The organism is Pseudomonas sp. P867 (assembly GCF_019891455.1).
Lineage (GTDB): Bacteria > Pseudomonadota > Gammaproteobacteria > Pseudomonadales > Pseudomonadaceae > Aquipseudomonas > Aquipseudomonas synxantha_A.
This window is the reverse complement of the sequence record NZ_JAFLXB010000002.1, coordinates 199,762-216,191: the sequence shown is the minus strand read 5'-3', so window position 1 is coordinate 216,191 and position 16,430 is coordinate 199,762. Positions and strand designations below refer to the sequence as shown.

The following is a 16,430-nucleotide window of genomic DNA, read 5'->3' as shown; positions in this document are numbered from 1 at the left end:
ATCATGACTATTAAAGCCATCAACGTGCGTAACCAGTTCAAAGGCACCATCAAGGAAATCGTGGTCGGTGACGTACTGTCGGAAATCGATGTACAGACTGCCTCGGGCATCGTCACTTCGGTGATTACCACTCGCTCGGTGAAAGAGCTAGAGCTGGTGATTGGCAGTGAAGTGATTGCCTTTGTGAAATCGACTGAGGTGTCGATTGCAAAATTGTGATTCGCGTCGCTCTTGAGCTCGCTATCGCAGGCAAGCCAGCTCCCACATTTGAATGTATTCACAGATCAAAAATGTGGGAGCTGGCTTGCCTGCGATGAGGCCCGTTTGGACAAATATGCGGGTAAGTAGAGCCCCACATAGGCATCAAACACCCGCATTCCTTCCTCAGCCATACGCGGCGTAATCAGCCCATGCTGATGCACTGAGCGCGCATACACGCGGTCGCTCAACTCCAGCGCCAGGGCAAATACATCCACATCCTTGGGCAAGCTCGGCACTTCGAAGTGGCGGTTGAACACCTCCAGCATCAAGTCCCCCAACTCCAGGTCATGCTGACGATCGGCCTGGGTGACTTCGGTCAGCCCGTGTTGGGCCAGGATCAACTGGCGTGCAGCGGCGTCCTGGTCATAAACGGTGAGCATGCGTTGTTCAACGATGCAGGACAGGTCGCGCCAATGCCTGAGTGACTCATGCTCGATAGGCGCCTGGATGGCAGCGCGAAAGGCTGCGTGAACGTCAGCCGTCAATGCTTCCAGCAATGCCGGCACGCTGGCGAAAAAGTGATACACCGACGATGGTGGGATTTGCGCACGTTCGGCCACGCTGTAGATCGACAAACCGGCCACGCCTTCGGCGGCCAGCAAGGTGCGGGCGGCTTCAAGGATCGCGTCGATCCGCGCCTGGCTGCGGGCGCGGGGTTTGCGAGGGGCGGCGGGGCGGGTGGGCATGGAGTTCTCCTACAAGGCAGCGGGCATTGTATGAGCAGGGAGGTGTGTTGTCTGCCAGGCCGCCATCGGGAGCAAGCCCCCTCCCACAGTTGACCCCATTCCAAATCTGGAACTCGGTCAGTGTGGGAGGGGGCTTGCTCCCGATGAGGCCAATTCGGTCCCCCGGAATAAGCCCATAAAAAAACGCCACAGACCCTAAGCCTGTGGCGCTTCTTCAATGCCGCAACCGCTTACACGGTATGCAGGTACCAGTTGTACTCAAGGTCGGAGATGGAGTGTTCAAACTCTTCCAGCTCACTTTCCTTACAGGCAACAAAGATATCGATGTATTTAGGATCGATGTACTTGGCCATCACCTCGCTGTCGTCCAACTCGCGCAGGGCATCGCGCAGGTTGTTCGGCAGGCTTTGCTCGTTCTGCTCGTAGCTGTTGCCTTCCACCGGAGCGCCCGGTTCGATCTTGTTGGTCAGACCGTGGTGTACACCCGCCAGGACCGAAGCCATCAGCAGATAAGGGTTGGCATCGGCACCGGCCACGCGGTGTTCGATACGCACGGCATCGGAAGAGCCGGTGGGTACGCGAATCGCTACGGTGCGGTTGTCCAGGCCCCAGCACGGCGAGTTCGGCACATAGAACTGTGCGCCGAAACGACGGTAGGAGTTGACGTTGGGGCACAGGAACGCCATTTGGGCGGGCAGGGTCTCCAGCACACCGCCGATCGCGTGACGCAATGCGGCGTTCTGCTCGGGATCCTCGCTGGCAAAGATGTTCTTGCCGTCCTTGTCCAGAATGGAGATGTGTACGTGCAACCCGTTGCCTGCCTGCCCTGGGTAAGGCTTGGCCATGAAGGTGGTGTCCATCTCATGGTCGTAGGCGATGTTCTTGATCAGGCGCTTGAGCAGTACTGCGTAGTCGCAGGCCTTGATCGGGTCGGCCACGTGGTGCAGGTTCACTTCGAACTGCGCCGGGGCACTTTCCTTGACGATGGCATCGGCCGGAATGCCTTGCTCCTTGGCACCTTCCAGAATGTCCTGGAGGCAGTCGACGTATTCGTCGAGGTCGTCGATCAGGTAGACCTGTGTCGAGTGCGGGCGTTTGCCGGAGATCGGCGAGCGGGGCGGTTGTGGGCGGCCGTTCACGTTCTCCTGGTCGATCAGGTAGAACTCAAGCTCGAAGGCGGCGCAGATGGTCAGACCGAGGTCGTCAAACTTGCTTACAACTTGGCGGAGCACTTCGCGCGGGTCGGCGAAGAAAGGTTCACCTTCAAGTTCGTGCATGGTCATCAGCAATTGCGCGGTAGGGCGCTTTTGCCAGGGTTCATTGCACAGGGTGTCGGGGATTGGATAACAGATTCGGTCAGCATCACCGATGTCCAGGCCCAGGCCGGTGCTTTCCACCGTCGAGCCATTGATATCCAGGGCAAATAAAGAGGCAGGCAGGTTAATGCCCTTCTCGTAAACCTTGTGGAGGCTGGTGCGTTCGATGCGCTTGCCGCGCACCACACCATTCATATCCGCAATTAGAAGGTCTACGTACAGAACCTCAGGATGATCCTTAAGGAACGCGTTCGCTTCGTTAAGCTGAACGGCACGCGGGGGTACCGACATGATGCAACACCTTTGTTGTTAAAAATATCAATCATTGATCTTTTCTGGTTTCAGTCAACCCGAACGGCTTGCCGAAGTCAAGCGAGGCATTTTTTGCCCTAAAAAAGCGCCATGAAGCCTTTTTTGGGGCTTTTTGGGGCGGTTTTTTGGGTTTAAAGGTCTTTGGACCTGCAGGCTTGAGCGGGCCGTGTTGTATTTTTTACGGGGGTGTTGTGTAAAAAAATGAACAAGGCTAAGCTCGATTCAAACCCATAACAGCAATAATACCGGGGTGCTTCATGTTTCACCTGCCGCCATTCGGCGTCTCTGCGTGCTTGCGCCACACATTGTGCGCAGTCCGTTCGTCCCGCGTGAATGCTCACGCACCGGCCAATATTCTTGACGGCCCGTCCGACCTCCTCTTTGCCAACGCCTGCGCCACCCACCCGCCCATATTCGCCGTGCCGATCATGATTCTGCACAACTTTGGCGTGAGGAATGCAACCCTTGGGCAAATGGCAGGTAAGCTCCTACCCTGAATGAACAAACGACGCGGATGCTGCGTCAACCAACGCCTGGCTTTTAACGGATGCCAGGAAACCCAGCCCAGAGGCATTTATGAGTAACAACCTCGACCAGCTCACCGATTGGTTGAAAGACCACAAGATCACAGAAGTCGAATGCATGATTGGCGACCTCACCGGTATTACCCGGGGCAAGATCTCGCCGACCAACAAGTTCATCGCCGAAAAAGGCATGCGCCTGCCCGAAAGCGTTCTGTTGCAGACCGTGACCGGCGACTATGTCGAAGACGACATCTATTACGAATTGCTCGACCCGGCCGACATCGACATGATCTGCCGCCCCGACCAGAACGCGGTATTCCTGGTGCCCTGGGCCATCGAGCCCACTGCCCAGGTGATCCACGACACCTACGACAAGCAAGGCAACCCGATCGAGCTGTCGCCGCGCAACGTGCTCAAGAAAGTCCTCAAACTCTACTCCGACCGCGGCTGGCAGCCCATCGTGGCGCCGGAGATGGAGTTCTACCTGACCAAGCGTTGCGAAGACCCGGACTTTCCGCTGCAACCGCCGATTGGCCGTTCCGGGCGCCCGGAGACTGGCCGCCAGTCTTTCTCTATAGAAGCGGCCAACGAATTCGACCCGCTGTTCGAAGACGTCTACGACTGGTGCGAACTGCAGGAGCTGGACCTCGACACCCTGATCCACGAAGACGGCACCGCGCAGATGGAAATCAACTTCCGTCACGGCGATGCCCTGTCCCTGGCCGACCAGATCCTGGTGTTCAAGCGCACCATGCGTGAAGCCGCGCTCAAGCACGACGTGGCTGCCACCTTTATGGCCAAGCCGATGACCGGCGAGCCCGGCAGCGCGATGCACCTGCACCAGAGCATCATCGACATCGCCACCGGCAAGAACGTCTTCTCCAATGAAGACGGGACCATGAGCCAGCTGTTTCTCAACCACATTGGTGGCCTGCAGAAGTTCATCCCTGAATTGCTGCCGCTGTTCGCCCCGAACGTGAACTCGTTCCGCCGCTTCCTGCCCGACACCTCGGCGCCGGTGAACGTGGAGTGGGGCGAAGAGAACCGCACCGTCGGCCTGCGCGTTCCAGATGCCGGCCCACAGAACCGCCGCGTGGAGAACCGCCTGCCGGGCGCCGATGCCAACCCCTACCTGGCGATTGCCGCCAGCCTGCTGTGCGGCTACATCGGCATGGTCGAAGGCCACAACCCGAGCGCGCCAGTAGTCGGCCGTGGTTACGAGCGCCGCAATCTGCGTCTGCCGTTGACCATCGAAGATGCCCTTGAGCGTATGGAAAACAGCAAGACCATCGAGAAATACCTGGGGCAAAAGTTCATCACAGGCTACGTCGCGGTCAAGCGGGCCGAGCATGAAAACTTCAAGCGCGTGATCAGTTCGTGGGAGCGGGAATTCCTGCTCTTCGCCGTCTGATGCGCCGGGCGCGTCCTTCAAACGGCGCGCCCTTCACTGAAAAGTCTAGGAGATTGGTATGTCCAGCAACAACCCGCAAACCCGTGAATGGCAAGCCTTGAGCAATGATCACCACCTGGCGCCGTTCAGCGATTTCAAGCAATTGAAAGAGAAAGGCCCAAGGATCATCACCAAAGCCCACGGTGTTTACCTGTGGGACAGCGAAGGCAACAAGATCCTCGACGGCATGGCCGGCCTGTGGTGCGTGGCGATCGGCTATGGTCGCGACGAACTGGCTGACGCCGCCGCCAAACAGATGAAAGAGCTGCCGTACTACAACCTGTTCTTCCAGACCGCACACCCGCCGGTGCTTGAACTGGCCAAAGTCATTTCCGAAGTCGCGCCCGCCGGCATGAACCATGTGTTCTTCACCGGCTCCGGCTCCGAAGGCAACGACACCATGTTGCGCATGGTCCGCCACTACTGGGCGATCAAGGGCCAGCCGAACAAGAAAACCATCATTGCCCGCAAGAACGGCTACCACGGTTCCACCGTGGCCGGCGCCAGCCTGGGTGGCATGACTTATATGCATGAGCAGGGCGACCTGCCTATCCCGGGCATCACCCACATCGCTCAACCCTACTGGTTTGGCGAAGGCGGCGACATGAGCCCTGAAGAATTCGGGATCTGGGCCGCCAACCAGCTGGAAGAGAAGATTCTGGAGTTGGGCGTGGACAACGTCGGCGCCTTTATCGCCGAGCCGATCCAGGGAGCTGGTGGTGTGATCGTGCCACCCGCCACCTACTGGCCGCGCATCAAGGAAATTCTCGCCAAGTACGACATCCTGTTTGTCGCCGACGAAGTGATCTGCGGTTTCGGCCGTACCGGTGAGTGGTTCGGTAGCGATTTCTACGACCTCAAGCCACACATGATGACCATCGCCAAGGGCCTGACCTCAGGCTACGTGCCCATGGGCGGCCTGATCGTGCGCGACGAAGTGGTGGCGGTGCTCAACGAAGGGGGCGATTTCAACCACGGTTTTACCTACTCCGGCCACCCGGTCGCCGCGGCTGTGGCCCTGGAAAACATCCGTATCCTGCGCGATGAAAAAATCGTCAGCCGTGTACACGACGAAACGGCACCGTATTTGCAGAAACGTCTGAGGGAACTGGCTGACCACCCGCTGGTGGGCGAAGTGCGCGGCGTGGGTATGCTCGGTGCGATCGAGCTGGTGCAGGACAAGGCCACGCGCAAGCGTCATGAAGGCAAGGGCGCCGGCATGATCTGCCGAACCTTCTGCTTCGAGAATGGCCTGATCATGCGCGCCGTGGGCGACACCATGATCATTTCACCGCCGCTGGTGATCAGCCAGGCAGAAATCGACGAGCTGGTGACCAAGGCCCGTCATTGCCTGGACCTGACGTTGGCGGCATTGCAGGGCTGAGTAGATAAATGCGGGGGCCGGTTGAAAGCGGGCCCCTGAACTTGCCAGACTGTCGTCCTGTTTTGTTGCCCTTTGGCTGGGCCCGAAACATAAACAATGTGCGGCCCAAAAAAGAAAAATCGGAGCATCACCCAATGAAGGCATTAGGTTTGAAAAACGCTGGCAAGACCCTCCTCGCCTTGTCCCTGATGGGCGCAATGGCGGGCGCGGCCCAGGCAGACAATAAAGTGCTGCACGTGTACAACTGGTCTGACTACATTGCACCGGACACCATCGCCAACTTTGAAAAAGAGTCGGGCATCAAGGTGGTGTACGACGTGTTCGACAGCAACGAGACCCTGGAAGCCAAGTTGCTGGCAGGCAAGTCCGGCTACGACATCGTCGTGCCGTCGAACAACTTCCTGGCCAAGCAGATCAAGGCCGGCGTGTACCAGGAGTTGGACACGTCCAAGCTGCCTAACTACAGCAACCTGAACAAATCCCTGCTCAAGGCCGTGTCGGTCAGCGACCCGGACAACAAGCACGCGTTCCCGTACATGTGGGGTTCGATCGGCATCGGCTACAACCCGGAGAAGGTCAAGGCCGCGCTGGGCGTGGACAAGATCGATTCGTGGGATGTGCTGATGAAGCCGGAAAACATCGCCAAGCTGAAAAGCTGCGGCGTGAGCTTCCTCGACTCGCCAACCGAAATGCTGCCAATCGCGCTGCATTACCTGGGCCTGCCGACCGACAGCCAGAAGAAAGCCGATCTCAAGCAGGCTGAAGACCTGTTCTTGAAGATCCGTCCTTCGATCGGTTACTTCCACTCGTCCAAGTACATTTCCGACCTCGCCAACGGCAACATCTGCGTGGCCGTGGGTTACTCGGGTGACATCCAGCAGGCCAAGTCCCGTGCGGCTGAAGCCGGTGGCAAAGTCAAAGTGGCCTACGACATTCCGAAAGAAGGCGCCGGCAGCTTCTTCGACATGGTCGCTATCCCCAAGGATGCCGAAAACGTCGAGGCCGCCTACACCTTCATGAACTACCTGCTCAAGCCCGAAGTCATGGCATCGATCACCAACAGCGTGCGTTTCCCGAACGGTAACGAGAAAGCCACCGCACTGGTGGACAAAGACATCACCAGCGACCCGGGCATCTACCCGTCGGCGGACGTGCAGGCCAAGCTCTACGCGATTGCCGACTTGCCGGCCGCGACCCAGCGTGAAATGACCCGTAGCTGGACCAAGATCAAGTCGGGCAAGTAAGCCCTGGCAGCTGTGGGAGGGGGGTAAGCCCCTCTTCCACAAATTAGATCAAAGAAAGTTTTGCCGGATCGGTTTATCGAGGGTAAGTTGCGCGCCGGTTTTGTTGCCGGGCAACAACTTTGGGCCCAACTATTTAAGAGGACCTCCACTTGCCAATTTCTTTATTTCGCAAAGCCTTGCTGGTGGGTGCAGGTATCACGCTGGCTGTCAGCGTGCAGGCCGCATCGACGGTGCATGTTTATAACTGGTCGGACTACATCGGCCCCGACACCCTGGCCAACTTTGAAAAGGCCACCGGCATCAAGCCCGTGTATGACGTGTTTGATTCCAACGAAACCCTGGAAGGCAAGTTGCTCGCCGGGCGTACCGGCTATGACGTGGTCGTGCCGTCCAACCATTTCCTCGGCAAGCAGATCAAGGCCGGGGCGTTCCAGAAGCTCGACAAGTCACTGCTGACAAATTACGCCAACCTCGACCCGGCCCTGCTCAAGCGCCTGGAAAAGAACGACCCGGGCAACCAGTACGCGGTGCCGTACCTGTGGGGCACCAACGGCATTGGCTACAACGTCGATAAGGTCAAGGAAGTGCTGGGCGTCGACCATATCGATTCCTGGGCGGTGTTGTTCGAACCGGAAAACATGAAGAAGCTCGCCACCTGCGGTGTGTCGTTCATGGATTCGGCCGATGAAATGCTGCCGGCAGTGCTCAACTACATGGGCCTGGACCCTAACAGCACCAACCCGGCCGACTACAAGAAGGCCGAAGAGAAGCTGCTCAAAGTGCGGCCCTACGTGACTTACTTCCACTCCTCCAAATACATCTCGGACCTGGCCAACGGCAACATCTGCGTGGCTGCCGGTTTCTCCGGTGATGTGTTCCAGGCCAAGGCCCGCGCGGCCGAGGCGGGCAAGGGCGTGAACATCGCCTACGCAATTCCCAAGGAAGGCGGCAACCTCTGGTTTGACGTACTGGCGATCCCCAAGGATGCGAGCAACGTTAAAGAGGCTCATGCCTTCATCAACTATTTGCTGCAACCTGAGGTGATCGCCCAGGTCAGTGATTACGTCGGTTACGCCAACCCTAACCCCGGGGCGGACAAGCTGATGGAACAATCGATACGCACCGACGCAGCGGTTTACCCACCGCAGGCGGTTCTCGAGCGGACATTCGTCAACTTCGAGCTACCCCCGAAAGTGCAGCGTTTAATGACCCGTAGCTGGACCAAGGTCAAGACGGGCAAGTAAGGCTCAAACTATCCAAGGCTGGCCCGTATTGGGCGAGCTGCACTCTTTTTTTGGGAGTTTCGTAAATGGCAGTTGCCTCCGGCGCCTATAAGAAAGCCCTCGAGGGCGACCAGACACCGAAAAAGGTGCTGGTCAAAATCGACCGGGTCACGAAGAAGTTCGACGAGACGATTGCGGTGGACGATGTGTCCCTGGAAATCAAGAAAGGCGAGATCTTCGCCTTGCTCGGCGGTTCGGGTTCAGGCAAGTCCACCTTGCTGCGTATGCTCGCAGGTTTCGAGCGCCCAACCGAAGGCCGCATCTACCTGGACGGCGTGGACATTACCGACATGCCGCCCTACGAGCGGCCGATCAACATGATGTTCCAGTCCTATGCGCTGTTCCCGCACATGACCGTGGCGCAGAACATCGCGTTCGGCCTGCAGCAGGACAAGATCCCCAAGGCCGAAGTCGACGCCCGCGTGGCCGAGATGCTCAAGCTGGTGCAGATGAGCCAATACGCCAAGCGCAAGCCGCACCAGCTGTCCGGCGGCCAGCGCCAGCGTGTAGCCCTGGCCCGTTCCCTGGCCAAGCGCCCCAAACTCTTGCTGCTCGATGAGCCAATGGGCGCCCTGGACAAGAAGCTGCGCTCGCAGATGCAGCTTGAGCTTGTAGAGATCATCGAGCGCGTCGGCGTGACGTGCGTGATGGTGACCCACGACCAGGAAGAGGCCATGACCATGGCCGAGCGTATTGCGATCATGCACCTGGGCTGGATCGCCCAGATCGGCAGCCCGATCGACATCTACGAAACCCCTACCAGCCGCCTGGTGTGCGAGTTCATCGGCAACGTGAACATCTTCGACACCCAAGTGGTGGACGACGCCGAAGGCCATGCGGTGCTCAAGTGCCCGGACCTGGATCGCGACATCTACGTGGGCTACGGCATCGCTACTTCGGTGGAAGACAAGTCGGTGACCTACGCGATTCGCCCGGAAAAACTGCTGGTCACCACCGAAATGCCAACCTGCGAGCACAACTGGTCCAGCGGCAAGGTGCACGATATCGCCTACCTGGGCGGTCACTCGGTGTTCTATGTGGAGCTGCCGAGTGGCAAGCTGGTGCAGTCCTTCGTCGCCAACGCCGAACGCCGTGGCCAGCGCCCAACCTGGGGTGATCAGGTTTACGTGTGGTGGGAAGACGACAGCGGCGTGGTACTTCGCTCATGAACATGAAGAAATTCAAGCGGCGCTTGGATCGCATAATCCCCAATGGCAAGCAGGTGGTCATCGGGGTTCCATTCCTCTGGCTGTTTCTGTTTTTCGCACTGCCGTTTTTCATCGTATTGAAAATCAGCTTTGCCGAAGCCGACGTGGCGATCCCGCCCTATACCGAGATCTACACCTACGTTGAGCAAAAGCTGCAAGTGGTGCTGAACCTGGCCAACTACAGCCTGTTGGCGGGCGACGAGTTGTACATCGCCGCCTACCTGGGCTCGTTGAAGATGGCGTTCTTCAGCACGCTGCTGTGCCTGCTGATCGGCTACCCGATGGCCTACGCCATCGCCACGGCGCGCAAAGAGATGCAGACCGTGCTGGTGCTGCTGATCATGATGCCGACCTGGACCGCGATCCTGATCCGCGTGTATGCGTGGATGGGCATCCTCAGCAACAACGGTTTGCTCAACGGCTTCCTGATGTCCATGGGGCTGATCAGTGAACCGTTGCAGATCCTCAACACCAACATCGCGGTGTATATCGGCGTGGTCTACTCGTACCTGCCGTTCATGATCCTGCCGCTGTACGCAAATCTGGTCAAACACGACCAGAGCTTGCTCGAAGCTGCCTCCGACCTCGGTTCGAGCACCTTCAACAGCTTCTGGAAAATCACCGTGCCGCTGTCCAAGAACGGCATCATCGCCGGCTGCATGTTGGTGTTTATCCCAGTGGTGGGCGAGTTCGTGATCCCTGAACTGCTCGGCGGCCCGGAAACCCTGATGATCGGTAAAGTGTTGTGGCAGGAATTCTTCAACAACCGTGACTGGCCGGTGGCTTCTGCCTTGGCCGTGGTGATGCTGGCGATCCTGATCGTGCCGATCATTCTGTTCAACCGCAGCCAGGCCAAAGAGCTGGAGGGCAAGATATGAAGCGCTTTCGTTTCTCCAGCTTCATGCTGGTCGCAGGCTTGTTGTTTATCTACCTGCCGATGTTGATCCTGGTGATCTACTCGTTCAACGAATCCAAGCTGGTGACGGTGTGGGGCGGTTGGTCGATCAAGTGGTACGTGGGCCTGCTGGACAACACCCAGTTGATGGGCTCGGTGGCCCGTTCCCTGGAAATCGCCTGCTACACGGCGGTGGCCGCGGTGGCGCTGGGCACGTTGGCGGCCTTTGTGCTCACGCGTATCAGCCAGTTCAAGGGCCGTACGCTGTTCGGCGGCCTGGTGACGGCGCCGTTGGTCATGCCTGAAGTGATCACCGGCCTGTCGCTGTTGCTGCTGTTCGTGGCCATGGCGCAGATGATCGGCTGGCCCCAGGAACGTGGCATCGTCACCATCTGGATCGCCCACACGACGTTCTGTGCGGCGTATGTGGCGGTGGTGGTGTCGGCGCGCTTGCGTGAGCTGGATTTGTCGATCGAAGAAGCCGCGATGGATTTGGGCGCGCGGCCGTGGAAGGTGTTTTTCCTGATCACCATCCCGATGATCGCGCCGTCGCTGGCGGCGGGCGGCATGATGTCGTTTGCGCTGTCCCTGGATGACCTGGTACTGGCCAGCTTTGTATCGGGCCCGGGTTCCACCACCTTGCCGATGGAAGTGTTCTCGGCGGTGCGCCTTGGGGTTAAACCCGAGATCAACGCGGTGGCGAGCCTGATCCTGTTGGCGGTGTCGTTGGTGACCTTCCTGGTGTGGTTCTTCAGCCGTCGGGCCGAAGAGCATCGCAAGAAGGCCATCCAGCAAGCCATCGAAGAAGCCGCGGCTGACGGCTGGCAACAGCCGGACAAGCGCCGCGCTCCAGCCCCGATCTAAAGCTGGGTGAGGTCCAAATGTGGGAGGGGGCTTGCTCCCGATAGCGGTGTATCAGTATCAGATTTGCTGACTGACACACCGCCATCGGGGGCAAGCCCCCTCCCACATTTGATCGCATTTCAACTCAGCTACGCCAACCACGGCGACGTGCGAATCACCTCGACAAAATTCATCGGCCTGAACCCCGGCTCCTGATCCACCAGCACATCCGTCTTCACGTTGCCAAACGTGGTCTGCGGGCGATGGCGCAAGCCGTCGGCGAAGGCGCAGATGATGCACTCCTTGAACCCTTCACCGCGTGGATGCGCATGCACCACCGCTTCGCGCTGCACCGTGGAAAATGCGGCGTAGTCCATGCCCAGCACGTCCATCTCCACCCCGGCGGTCACCAGCGCCACGGTGGGGCGCAGGTGTTGCGGCACACCCGGTGTGGTGTGCAGGGCGATGGACAACCACACTTGTTCGATATCGTCATCGCTCAGCCCGTAAGGCTTGAGGAACGCGGCGGCGGCATTGGCACCGTCCACTTCGAAACGCTGGTCGTCACTGCGATGACCTTCCACCAGGCCCAGGTCGTGGAACATTGCGCCGACATACAGCAGCTCCGGGTTGTAGGCCAGTTGCTTGCGCTCTCCGCTCAAGGCGCCGAACAGAAATACCCGGCGCGAGTGGTGGTACAGCAGGTCGGATTCGATGTCGCGGATGTATTCAGTGGTGGCTTTGGCCAAGGCGCTGTCGGGGATTTTGATGCCGGCGATGGTGGTGTTCATGGTGGTGCTCCTCTGGAAAGCATCCAGTCTGTTCGCGCTTGGGCGACGCAGCTATCGAGACGAGGGCGCGTTTTCGGCCAATGTGCTGCCACATCGCGCCAAGGCTGCGCGCGATCTAATGTGGGAGTTGGCTTGCCTGCGATAGCATCACCTCGGTATACCTGATGAGCCCAGGTGTCTGCATCGCAGGCAAGCCAGCTCCCACAGGGTTTTGCGTCAGCCCAGAGATAAAGGTCTCCCATGCACAAAACCGTCGCGATCCTGATCTTCCCCGGCGTCCAGTCACTGGACGTGACCGGGCCCATGGATGTGTTCTGCGAGGCCAACCGCTTCCTGGCGCCCGACGATCACTACCGCCTGGAGGTGATCGGTTTCGGCCACGGCACTCTGGCTGCCTCCAATGGCCTGTCATTGCAGGCGCACAAGCACTACAGCGAAGCCCGGCAGCCCTACGACCTGTTGCTGGTAGCGGGCGGCCCGCAACTGCCTTTCGAAGATTTCGGCCCTCAGTTTGATGAGTGGCTGCGCGGTGCCGCTGCCAGGGCACAGCGCTTCGGCTCGATCTGCAACGGCGCCTTCATGCTGGCCCGCGCCGGTCTGCTGGACGGTAAAACTGTCACTACCCACTGGAATGACGCCGCCAGCCTGGCGCGCCTGTGCCCTTCTGCCCAGGTCGAGGCCGACCGTCTCTATGTGCAGGACGGTAACCTCTACACCTCGGCCGGGGTCACGGCGGGTATCGATCTTTCGCTGTACCTGCTGGCCCAGGATCACGGCCCGGAAGTGGCGCTGAGCGTGGCCAAGCGCCTGGTGGTGTTCACCCAACGCTCGGGCGGGCAATCGCAGTTCAGCCCGTTTCTCACTCCCCATGCCGAGGCCACTTCGGCGGTGGCGCTGGTGCAGTTGTACGTGCTGGCCAACCTGACCGGGGATTTGACCATTGCCGATTTGGCCAGGGCGGCCAATATGAGTGCGCGCAATTTCTCCCGGGTGTTCGCCCGTGAAGCGCGGATCACGCCGGCGGAATTTGTCGAGAGAGCGCGGGTGGATGCGGCGCGGGTGATGCTCGAAAGCAGCCCGGCGCCACTCAAGACGGTGGCCTATCAATGCGGATTTCGCGACGCCCAGCACATGCGCAGCGTGTTCAATCGCCGCCTGGGCGTCACGCCGCAACAGTTCAGGCTTAACTTTGCGGCGCCGGTGTAGCGATAAACAGCTATCTGGCAGGCAACAGTTTCAGGGTGCCTCGGGTATTGGCCGTCACTTCCTCATCACTGAAATGCGCCTGCTCATACCCGCCTTCGATATAGCTTTGCGCCTGATCACCATAGTGAGCATCAAACGGTACGCCGCTTTGCCCCACTGGGTTGATGGTCAGTGCGTGGGCAGGGTCGGCGAAGTCGATCAGGCGCCGTGTCGAAGGCCCATAGGTCACCGGCCATGGCGCCGGGCCGATCGCGGCGGTCTGGTTGTTCGGCACTTCGTGGCTGCCCGGTGCGGCGAACGGGCCGACGTTGAAGAGCTTATCCAGCGGTTTCTGCATGCCCAGCGGATGACCATGGGTCAAGGTGTGCGCCTTGCCCCACTGCCACTGCGCCGGGTCGTCGCCGAAGGTCGTCTTGAGGTGGGCCAGGCTGTTGTCCCAGGCGAGCTTGACGATATCCGCGCGCTTGCCCTCCCACCAGGGTGAGTCCGCCGAGGCTGCCAGGCGTGGCAACGCCGCGTCGATCACACGGGTGGTGATCAGGGTCTTGAACAGTGCATCGCCCAGCTTCGGGTGGAAGGTCGCGTCGGCAAGGTTGAACAGGAACTGGTTGAACAGCGTGGCGCTGGTGGAGTCCAGCGGGTAGTCGCCTTTCCAGCTTGCGAGCTGTTCCACCAGCTTGAGCTGAGCCGGGTCCTTGATCCCTTCGCGCAGCACCGGCAGCAGCGGTGCGAGCAGGCGTGGGCCGTAGGCGGTGGTGGTGCCCAGTTGCAAAGCCTGGCTGTTGCTTACATCCCACTTCACGCTGTTGTCGCTCAACTGCGCGTTCAACTGCTGGCCACGGTCCGCGAGGTTGTAGTAGCCCGGGATCTCCATGCCGGTGGGCGATACCGGTTGGGCGTTGGCGGAGACCACATAGCCACGTGCCGGGTTCTCTTCCTGGGGGTTGGCGCTGAACGGGTAGAAGCCCAACTTGTCGGCCTGGGCGGTGCTGCCATCGAGGATGAACGCCGGGTTGACGCCGGCCGGGCGGATCGGCAACTGCGCTGCCGCCCACCAGCCGATATCGCCCTTGGCATTGGCCCATATGATGTTCAGGCCCGGTGCCGACACCTTGGCGGCCGCGGCACGTGCCTTGGCCAGGGTATCGGCGCGGTTGAGTTGGTAGAAGCCGTCGAGGATCGGGTTTTCGGTGTCCAGGAACGCCCACCACATGGCAATTGGCGTGCTGCCCGCGTTCTCGCCGAGCACGTCATTGATGATCGGGCCGTGGGGCGAACGGCGCAGCGTGAGGGTCACCGGCGCCTGTCCCTTGACCTGGATCTGTTGCTCGCTGCTGGTCATGTCGACCCATTGGCCGTGATACCAGACCTGGTTGGGGTTGTCCGGGTTGACCTTCTCGGCGACCAGATCAAGGTCGTCGTTCTGGAACATGGTCAGGCTCCAGCCGAAGTCCAGGTTGTGCCCCAGGAACGCCACCGGCACCAGCGCGTTGTGATAGCCGTACAGCTCAAAGCCTGGCGCCTGCAACTGCGCCTCGTACCACACCGATGGCACCGAGAAGCGAATATGCGGGTCACCCGCCAGCAACGGCTTGCCGCTTTTGGTATGGCTGCCGCTGACGGCCCAGGCGTTGCTGCCCTCGAACTGCGGCAGGCCGTTGTCGGCCAGGGCCTGCTCACTCAGGGCGGCGATGGCGCCGAGGGTTTGCCAGTCACTGGCCGCCAGGTTGAGCGCACCCTTGGGTTGCCAGTCGAGATCGAACACTTTCAGGTAGTCGCTGCCCAGATGGTCGCGCACGTAAGTCAGCACCGGCTCGGTACGAAAGGCGGCGGCAAAGCTGTAAGCCATGTACCCGGCGACGCTGATGCTGTCCTCGACGGTAAAGCGGCGCTTGGGGATGCCCAGCACGTCGAACTCCATGGGGCTGGCGTGGCTGTCCTGATATTGGTTGATCCCGTCCAGATAGGCTTGCAGGGCTTTGGACGACGCTGAGTCGGGGTCCATGTGCTCTGCGTAGCTCAAGGCGCGCTCACGAATGCGCAGGCTGCGAAACAGCTTGTCGGTCTCAAGCAGTTTGGGCCCCAGCACTTCGGCCAGTTCGCCACGGGCCAGGCGCCGCATGACCTCCATCTGGAACAGCCGGTCCTGGGCATGCACATAGCCCAGGGCGCGGTACAGGTCAGCCTCGTTCTCGGCACGGATATGCGGTACGCCACGGTCGTCGTAGCGCACCGTGACCGAGCTTTGCAGGTGGGCCAGCGGCACTGTGCCCTGACGCGTGGGCTGCTTGCTGTAGACATACCAACCGGCGCCGAGGGCGACCAGCGCAATCAGCACCGCGAAAATCTGCAAGACGCGCTTCATGAACATTCCTTACCAGAGTGGACGGGCTACAGATCCTCAGGCCACGAACAATAGCAGCCTACCGCGAGGGTGTGAGTGGCATTCACTTCGCGTCCGGTTCCAAGGGCCTTGAGAATGGGTTCGATAAAACTGTTGCTGGCATTGCACGTCAGCCCTTCGCTGTAGGGGCCGAAATAGGCCAGTTTGCCTGTGCGGTCCCAGATGCCCACGGCCGGGCTGGCGGGTATGCGATCGGCGCCGGGCAGGGCGTCGAGGATTTTCATGTGGCGCAGGTTGTCGGGCAGGGTGCCGTGGCTACCGGCTTTTTGCAGGGCGTAAAACTCGACCCCTTGGGGCTCGTACTGCTCGATCAGCTCACCCAGGTGTTGCTGGTTGCCGACATTGCACGGGCAGGCCGGGTCCCAGAAGTGCACCAGGCGAATCGGGCCAGGGCCGCTGAGGGCGGCGGGCAGTTGCAGCGCATCGCCGGAGAATACCGCCGTGTGCTCGCTGAAGGCGCGCAGGTAGCGGCCCTGGAACCAGTCATACGCGGCCCACAGCACGCCGGCGCAGATAACCAGGATCAGGCTGGCGAACAGGGCGTTGCGGTAAGGCGGTCGCATTCAAAGGTATCCTCGCAGGTCGCGTAGCTTGCCATGCTTGTCCTGACAGATGAATATCGC

Annotated in this window: 14 protein-coding genes; 9 read left to right on the top strand and 5 right to left on the bottom strand. The window is 60.0% G+C overall.

All coding sequences use genetic code 11. The annotated features are described in order from the left end of the window. Positions 1 to 3: 3 nt before the first annotated feature. Positions 4 to 219: a TOBE domain-containing protein gene (locus J1G33_RS04485; RefSeq protein ID WP_003176783.1), complete on the top strand. Its 216-nt coding sequence runs from the start codon at positions 4 to 6 to the stop codon at positions 217 to 219. A gap of 65 nt (positions 220 to 284) precedes the next feature. On the opposite strand, the gene J1G33_RS04480 is transcribed toward J1G33_RS04485, so the two are convergent. Together J1G33_RS04480 and J1G33_RS04475 are read right to left on the bottom strand one after the other, a co-directional pair. Beyond that, positions 285 to 947, bottom strand: coding sequence for a TetR/AcrR family transcriptional regulator (locus J1G33_RS04480; RefSeq protein ID WP_223017752.1), 663 nt, complete (start codon positions 945 to 947; stop codon positions 285 to 287). Positions 948 to 1,177: 230 nt separating this feature from the next. Next, positions 1,178 to 2,554 carry a glutamine synthetase family protein gene (locus J1G33_RS04475; RefSeq protein ID WP_003213894.1) on the bottom strand — a complete coding sequence of 459 codons (1,377 nt, stop codon included), beginning with the start codon at positions 2,552 to 2,554 and terminating at the stop codon, positions 1,178 to 1,180. A gap of 597 nt (positions 2,555 to 3,151) precedes the next feature. Here J1G33_RS04475 and J1G33_RS04470 point away from each other — a divergent pair. From J1G33_RS04470 to J1G33_RS04440, 7 genes are all read left to right on the top strand, one after another. Beyond that, entirely contained in the window at positions 3,152 to 4,510 is a 1,359-nt protein-coding gene (locus J1G33_RS04470; protein ID WP_003195249.1) for a glutamine synthetase family protein, read from the top strand. Between the two features lie 58 nt (positions 4,511 to 4,568). Continuing rightward, entirely contained in the window at positions 4,569 to 5,933 is a 1,365-nt protein-coding gene (locus tag J1G33_RS04465; protein ID WP_103734202.1) for an aspartate aminotransferase family protein, read from the top strand. Between the two features lie 149 nt (positions 5,934 to 6,082). Beyond that, complete coding sequence (locus J1G33_RS04460; RefSeq protein ID WP_032803992.1) at positions 6,083 to 7,177, top strand: polyamine ABC transporter substrate-binding protein; 1,095 nt, start codon at positions 6,083 to 6,085, stop codon at positions 7,175 to 7,177. 149 nt (positions 7,178 to 7,326) lie between these two features. Then, positions 7,327 to 8,421, top strand: a complete 1,095-nt coding sequence (locus J1G33_RS04455) for a polyamine ABC transporter substrate-binding protein (protein WP_005792355.1) — start codon at positions 7,327 to 7,329, stop codon at positions 8,419 to 8,421. Between the two features lie 65 nt (positions 8,422 to 8,486). Beyond that, complete coding sequence (gene potA / locus J1G33_RS04450) at positions 8,487 to 9,629, top strand: polyamine ABC transporter ATP-binding protein (RefSeq protein ID WP_003195240.1); 1,143 nt, start codon at positions 8,487 to 8,489, stop codon at positions 9,627 to 9,629. A 35-nt stretch (positions 9,630 to 9,664) separates the two neighbouring features. Beyond that, the gene (locus tag J1G33_RS04445) at positions 9,665 to 10,546 is read left to right on the top strand and encodes an ABC transporter permease subunit (protein ID WP_323134846.1); all 882 of its coding nucleotides are present in this window, start codon (positions 9,665 to 9,667) and stop codon (positions 10,544 to 10,546) included. Continuing rightward, on the top strand, positions 10,543 to 11,427 hold the full coding sequence (locus J1G33_RS04440; protein ID WP_078822585.1) for an ABC transporter permease subunit: 885 nt from the start codon (positions 10,543 to 10,545) through the stop codon (positions 11,425 to 11,427). The genes J1G33_RS04445 and J1G33_RS04440 overlap by 4 nt, the downstream gene beginning before the upstream one ends. 128 nt (positions 11,428 to 11,555) lie before the next feature. Here J1G33_RS04440 and J1G33_RS04435 read toward each other — a convergent pair whose 3' ends face one another. Beyond that, positions 11,556 to 12,197 carry an HD domain-containing protein gene (locus J1G33_RS04435; RefSeq protein WP_032878860.1) on the bottom strand — a complete coding sequence of 214 codons (642 nt, stop codon included), beginning with the start codon at positions 12,195 to 12,197 and terminating at the stop codon, positions 11,556 to 11,558. 240 nt (positions 12,198 to 12,437) lie between these two features. Here J1G33_RS04435 and J1G33_RS04430 point away from each other — a divergent pair, with 240 nt between their 5' ends. Further along, entirely contained in the window at positions 12,438 to 13,403 is a 966-nt protein-coding gene (locus J1G33_RS04430; RefSeq protein ID WP_103734203.1) for a GlxA family transcriptional regulator, read from the top strand. 10 nt (positions 13,404 to 13,413) lie between these two features. Here the strand turns inward: J1G33_RS04430 and J1G33_RS04425 are convergent, their stop codons facing one another. Further along, entirely contained in the window at positions 13,414 to 15,768 is a 2,355-nt protein-coding gene (locus tag J1G33_RS04425; protein ID WP_223017750.1) for a penicillin acylase family protein, read from the bottom strand. Positions 15,769 to 15,794: 26 nt separating this feature from the next. Further along, positions 15,795 to 16,370 carry a DUF6436 domain-containing protein gene (locus tag J1G33_RS04420; protein ID WP_223017749.1) on the bottom strand — a complete coding sequence of 192 codons (576 nt, stop codon included), beginning with the start codon at positions 16,368 to 16,370 and terminating at the stop codon, positions 15,795 to 15,797. Positions 16,371 to 16,430: the final 60 nt, after the last annotated feature.

Excerpts from the sequence above, each read along its gene's own strand:
- J1G33_RS04435 (WP_032878860.1), bottom strand. The coding sequence starts at position 12,197 with ATGAACACCACCATCGCCGGCATCAAAATCCCCGACAGCGCCTTGGCC.
- J1G33_RS04465 (WP_103734202.1), top strand. The coding sequence starts at position 4,569 with ATGTCCAGCAACAACCCGCAAACCCGTGAATGGCAAGCCTTGAGCAAT.
- J1G33_RS04485 (WP_003176783.1), top strand. The coding sequence starts at position 4 with ATGACTATTAAAGCCATCAACGTGCGTAACCAGTTCAAAGGCACCATC.
- J1G33_RS04425 (WP_223017750.1), bottom strand. The coding sequence starts at position 15,768 with ATGAAGCGCGTCTTGCAGATTTTCGCGGTGCTGATTGCGCTGGTCGCC.
- J1G33_RS04470 (WP_003195249.1), top strand. The coding sequence starts at position 3,152 with ATGAGTAACAACCTCGACCAGCTCACCGATTGGTTGAAAGACCACAAG.
- J1G33_RS04480 (WP_223017752.1), bottom strand. The coding sequence starts at position 947 with ATGCCCACCCGCCCCGCCGCCCCTCGCAAACCCCGCGCCCGCAGCCAG.
- J1G33_RS04430 (WP_103734203.1), top strand. The coding sequence starts at position 12,438 with ATGCACAAAACCGTCGCGATCCTGATCTTCCCCGGCGTCCAGTCACTG.
- J1G33_RS04420 (WP_223017749.1), bottom strand. The coding sequence starts at position 16,370 with ATGCGACCGCCTTACCGCAACGCCCTGTTCGCCAGCCTGATCCTGGTT.
- J1G33_RS04440 (WP_078822585.1), top strand. The coding sequence starts at position 10,543 with ATGAAGCGCTTTCGTTTCTCCAGCTTCATGCTGGTCGCAGGCTTGTTG.
- potA (WP_003195240.1), top strand. The coding sequence starts at position 8,487 with ATGGCAGTTGCCTCCGGCGCCTATAAGAAAGCCCTCGAGGGCGACCAG.
- J1G33_RS04475 (WP_003213894.1), bottom strand. The coding sequence starts at position 2,554 with ATGTCGGTACCCCCGCGTGCCGTTCAGCTTAACGAAGCGAACGCGTTC.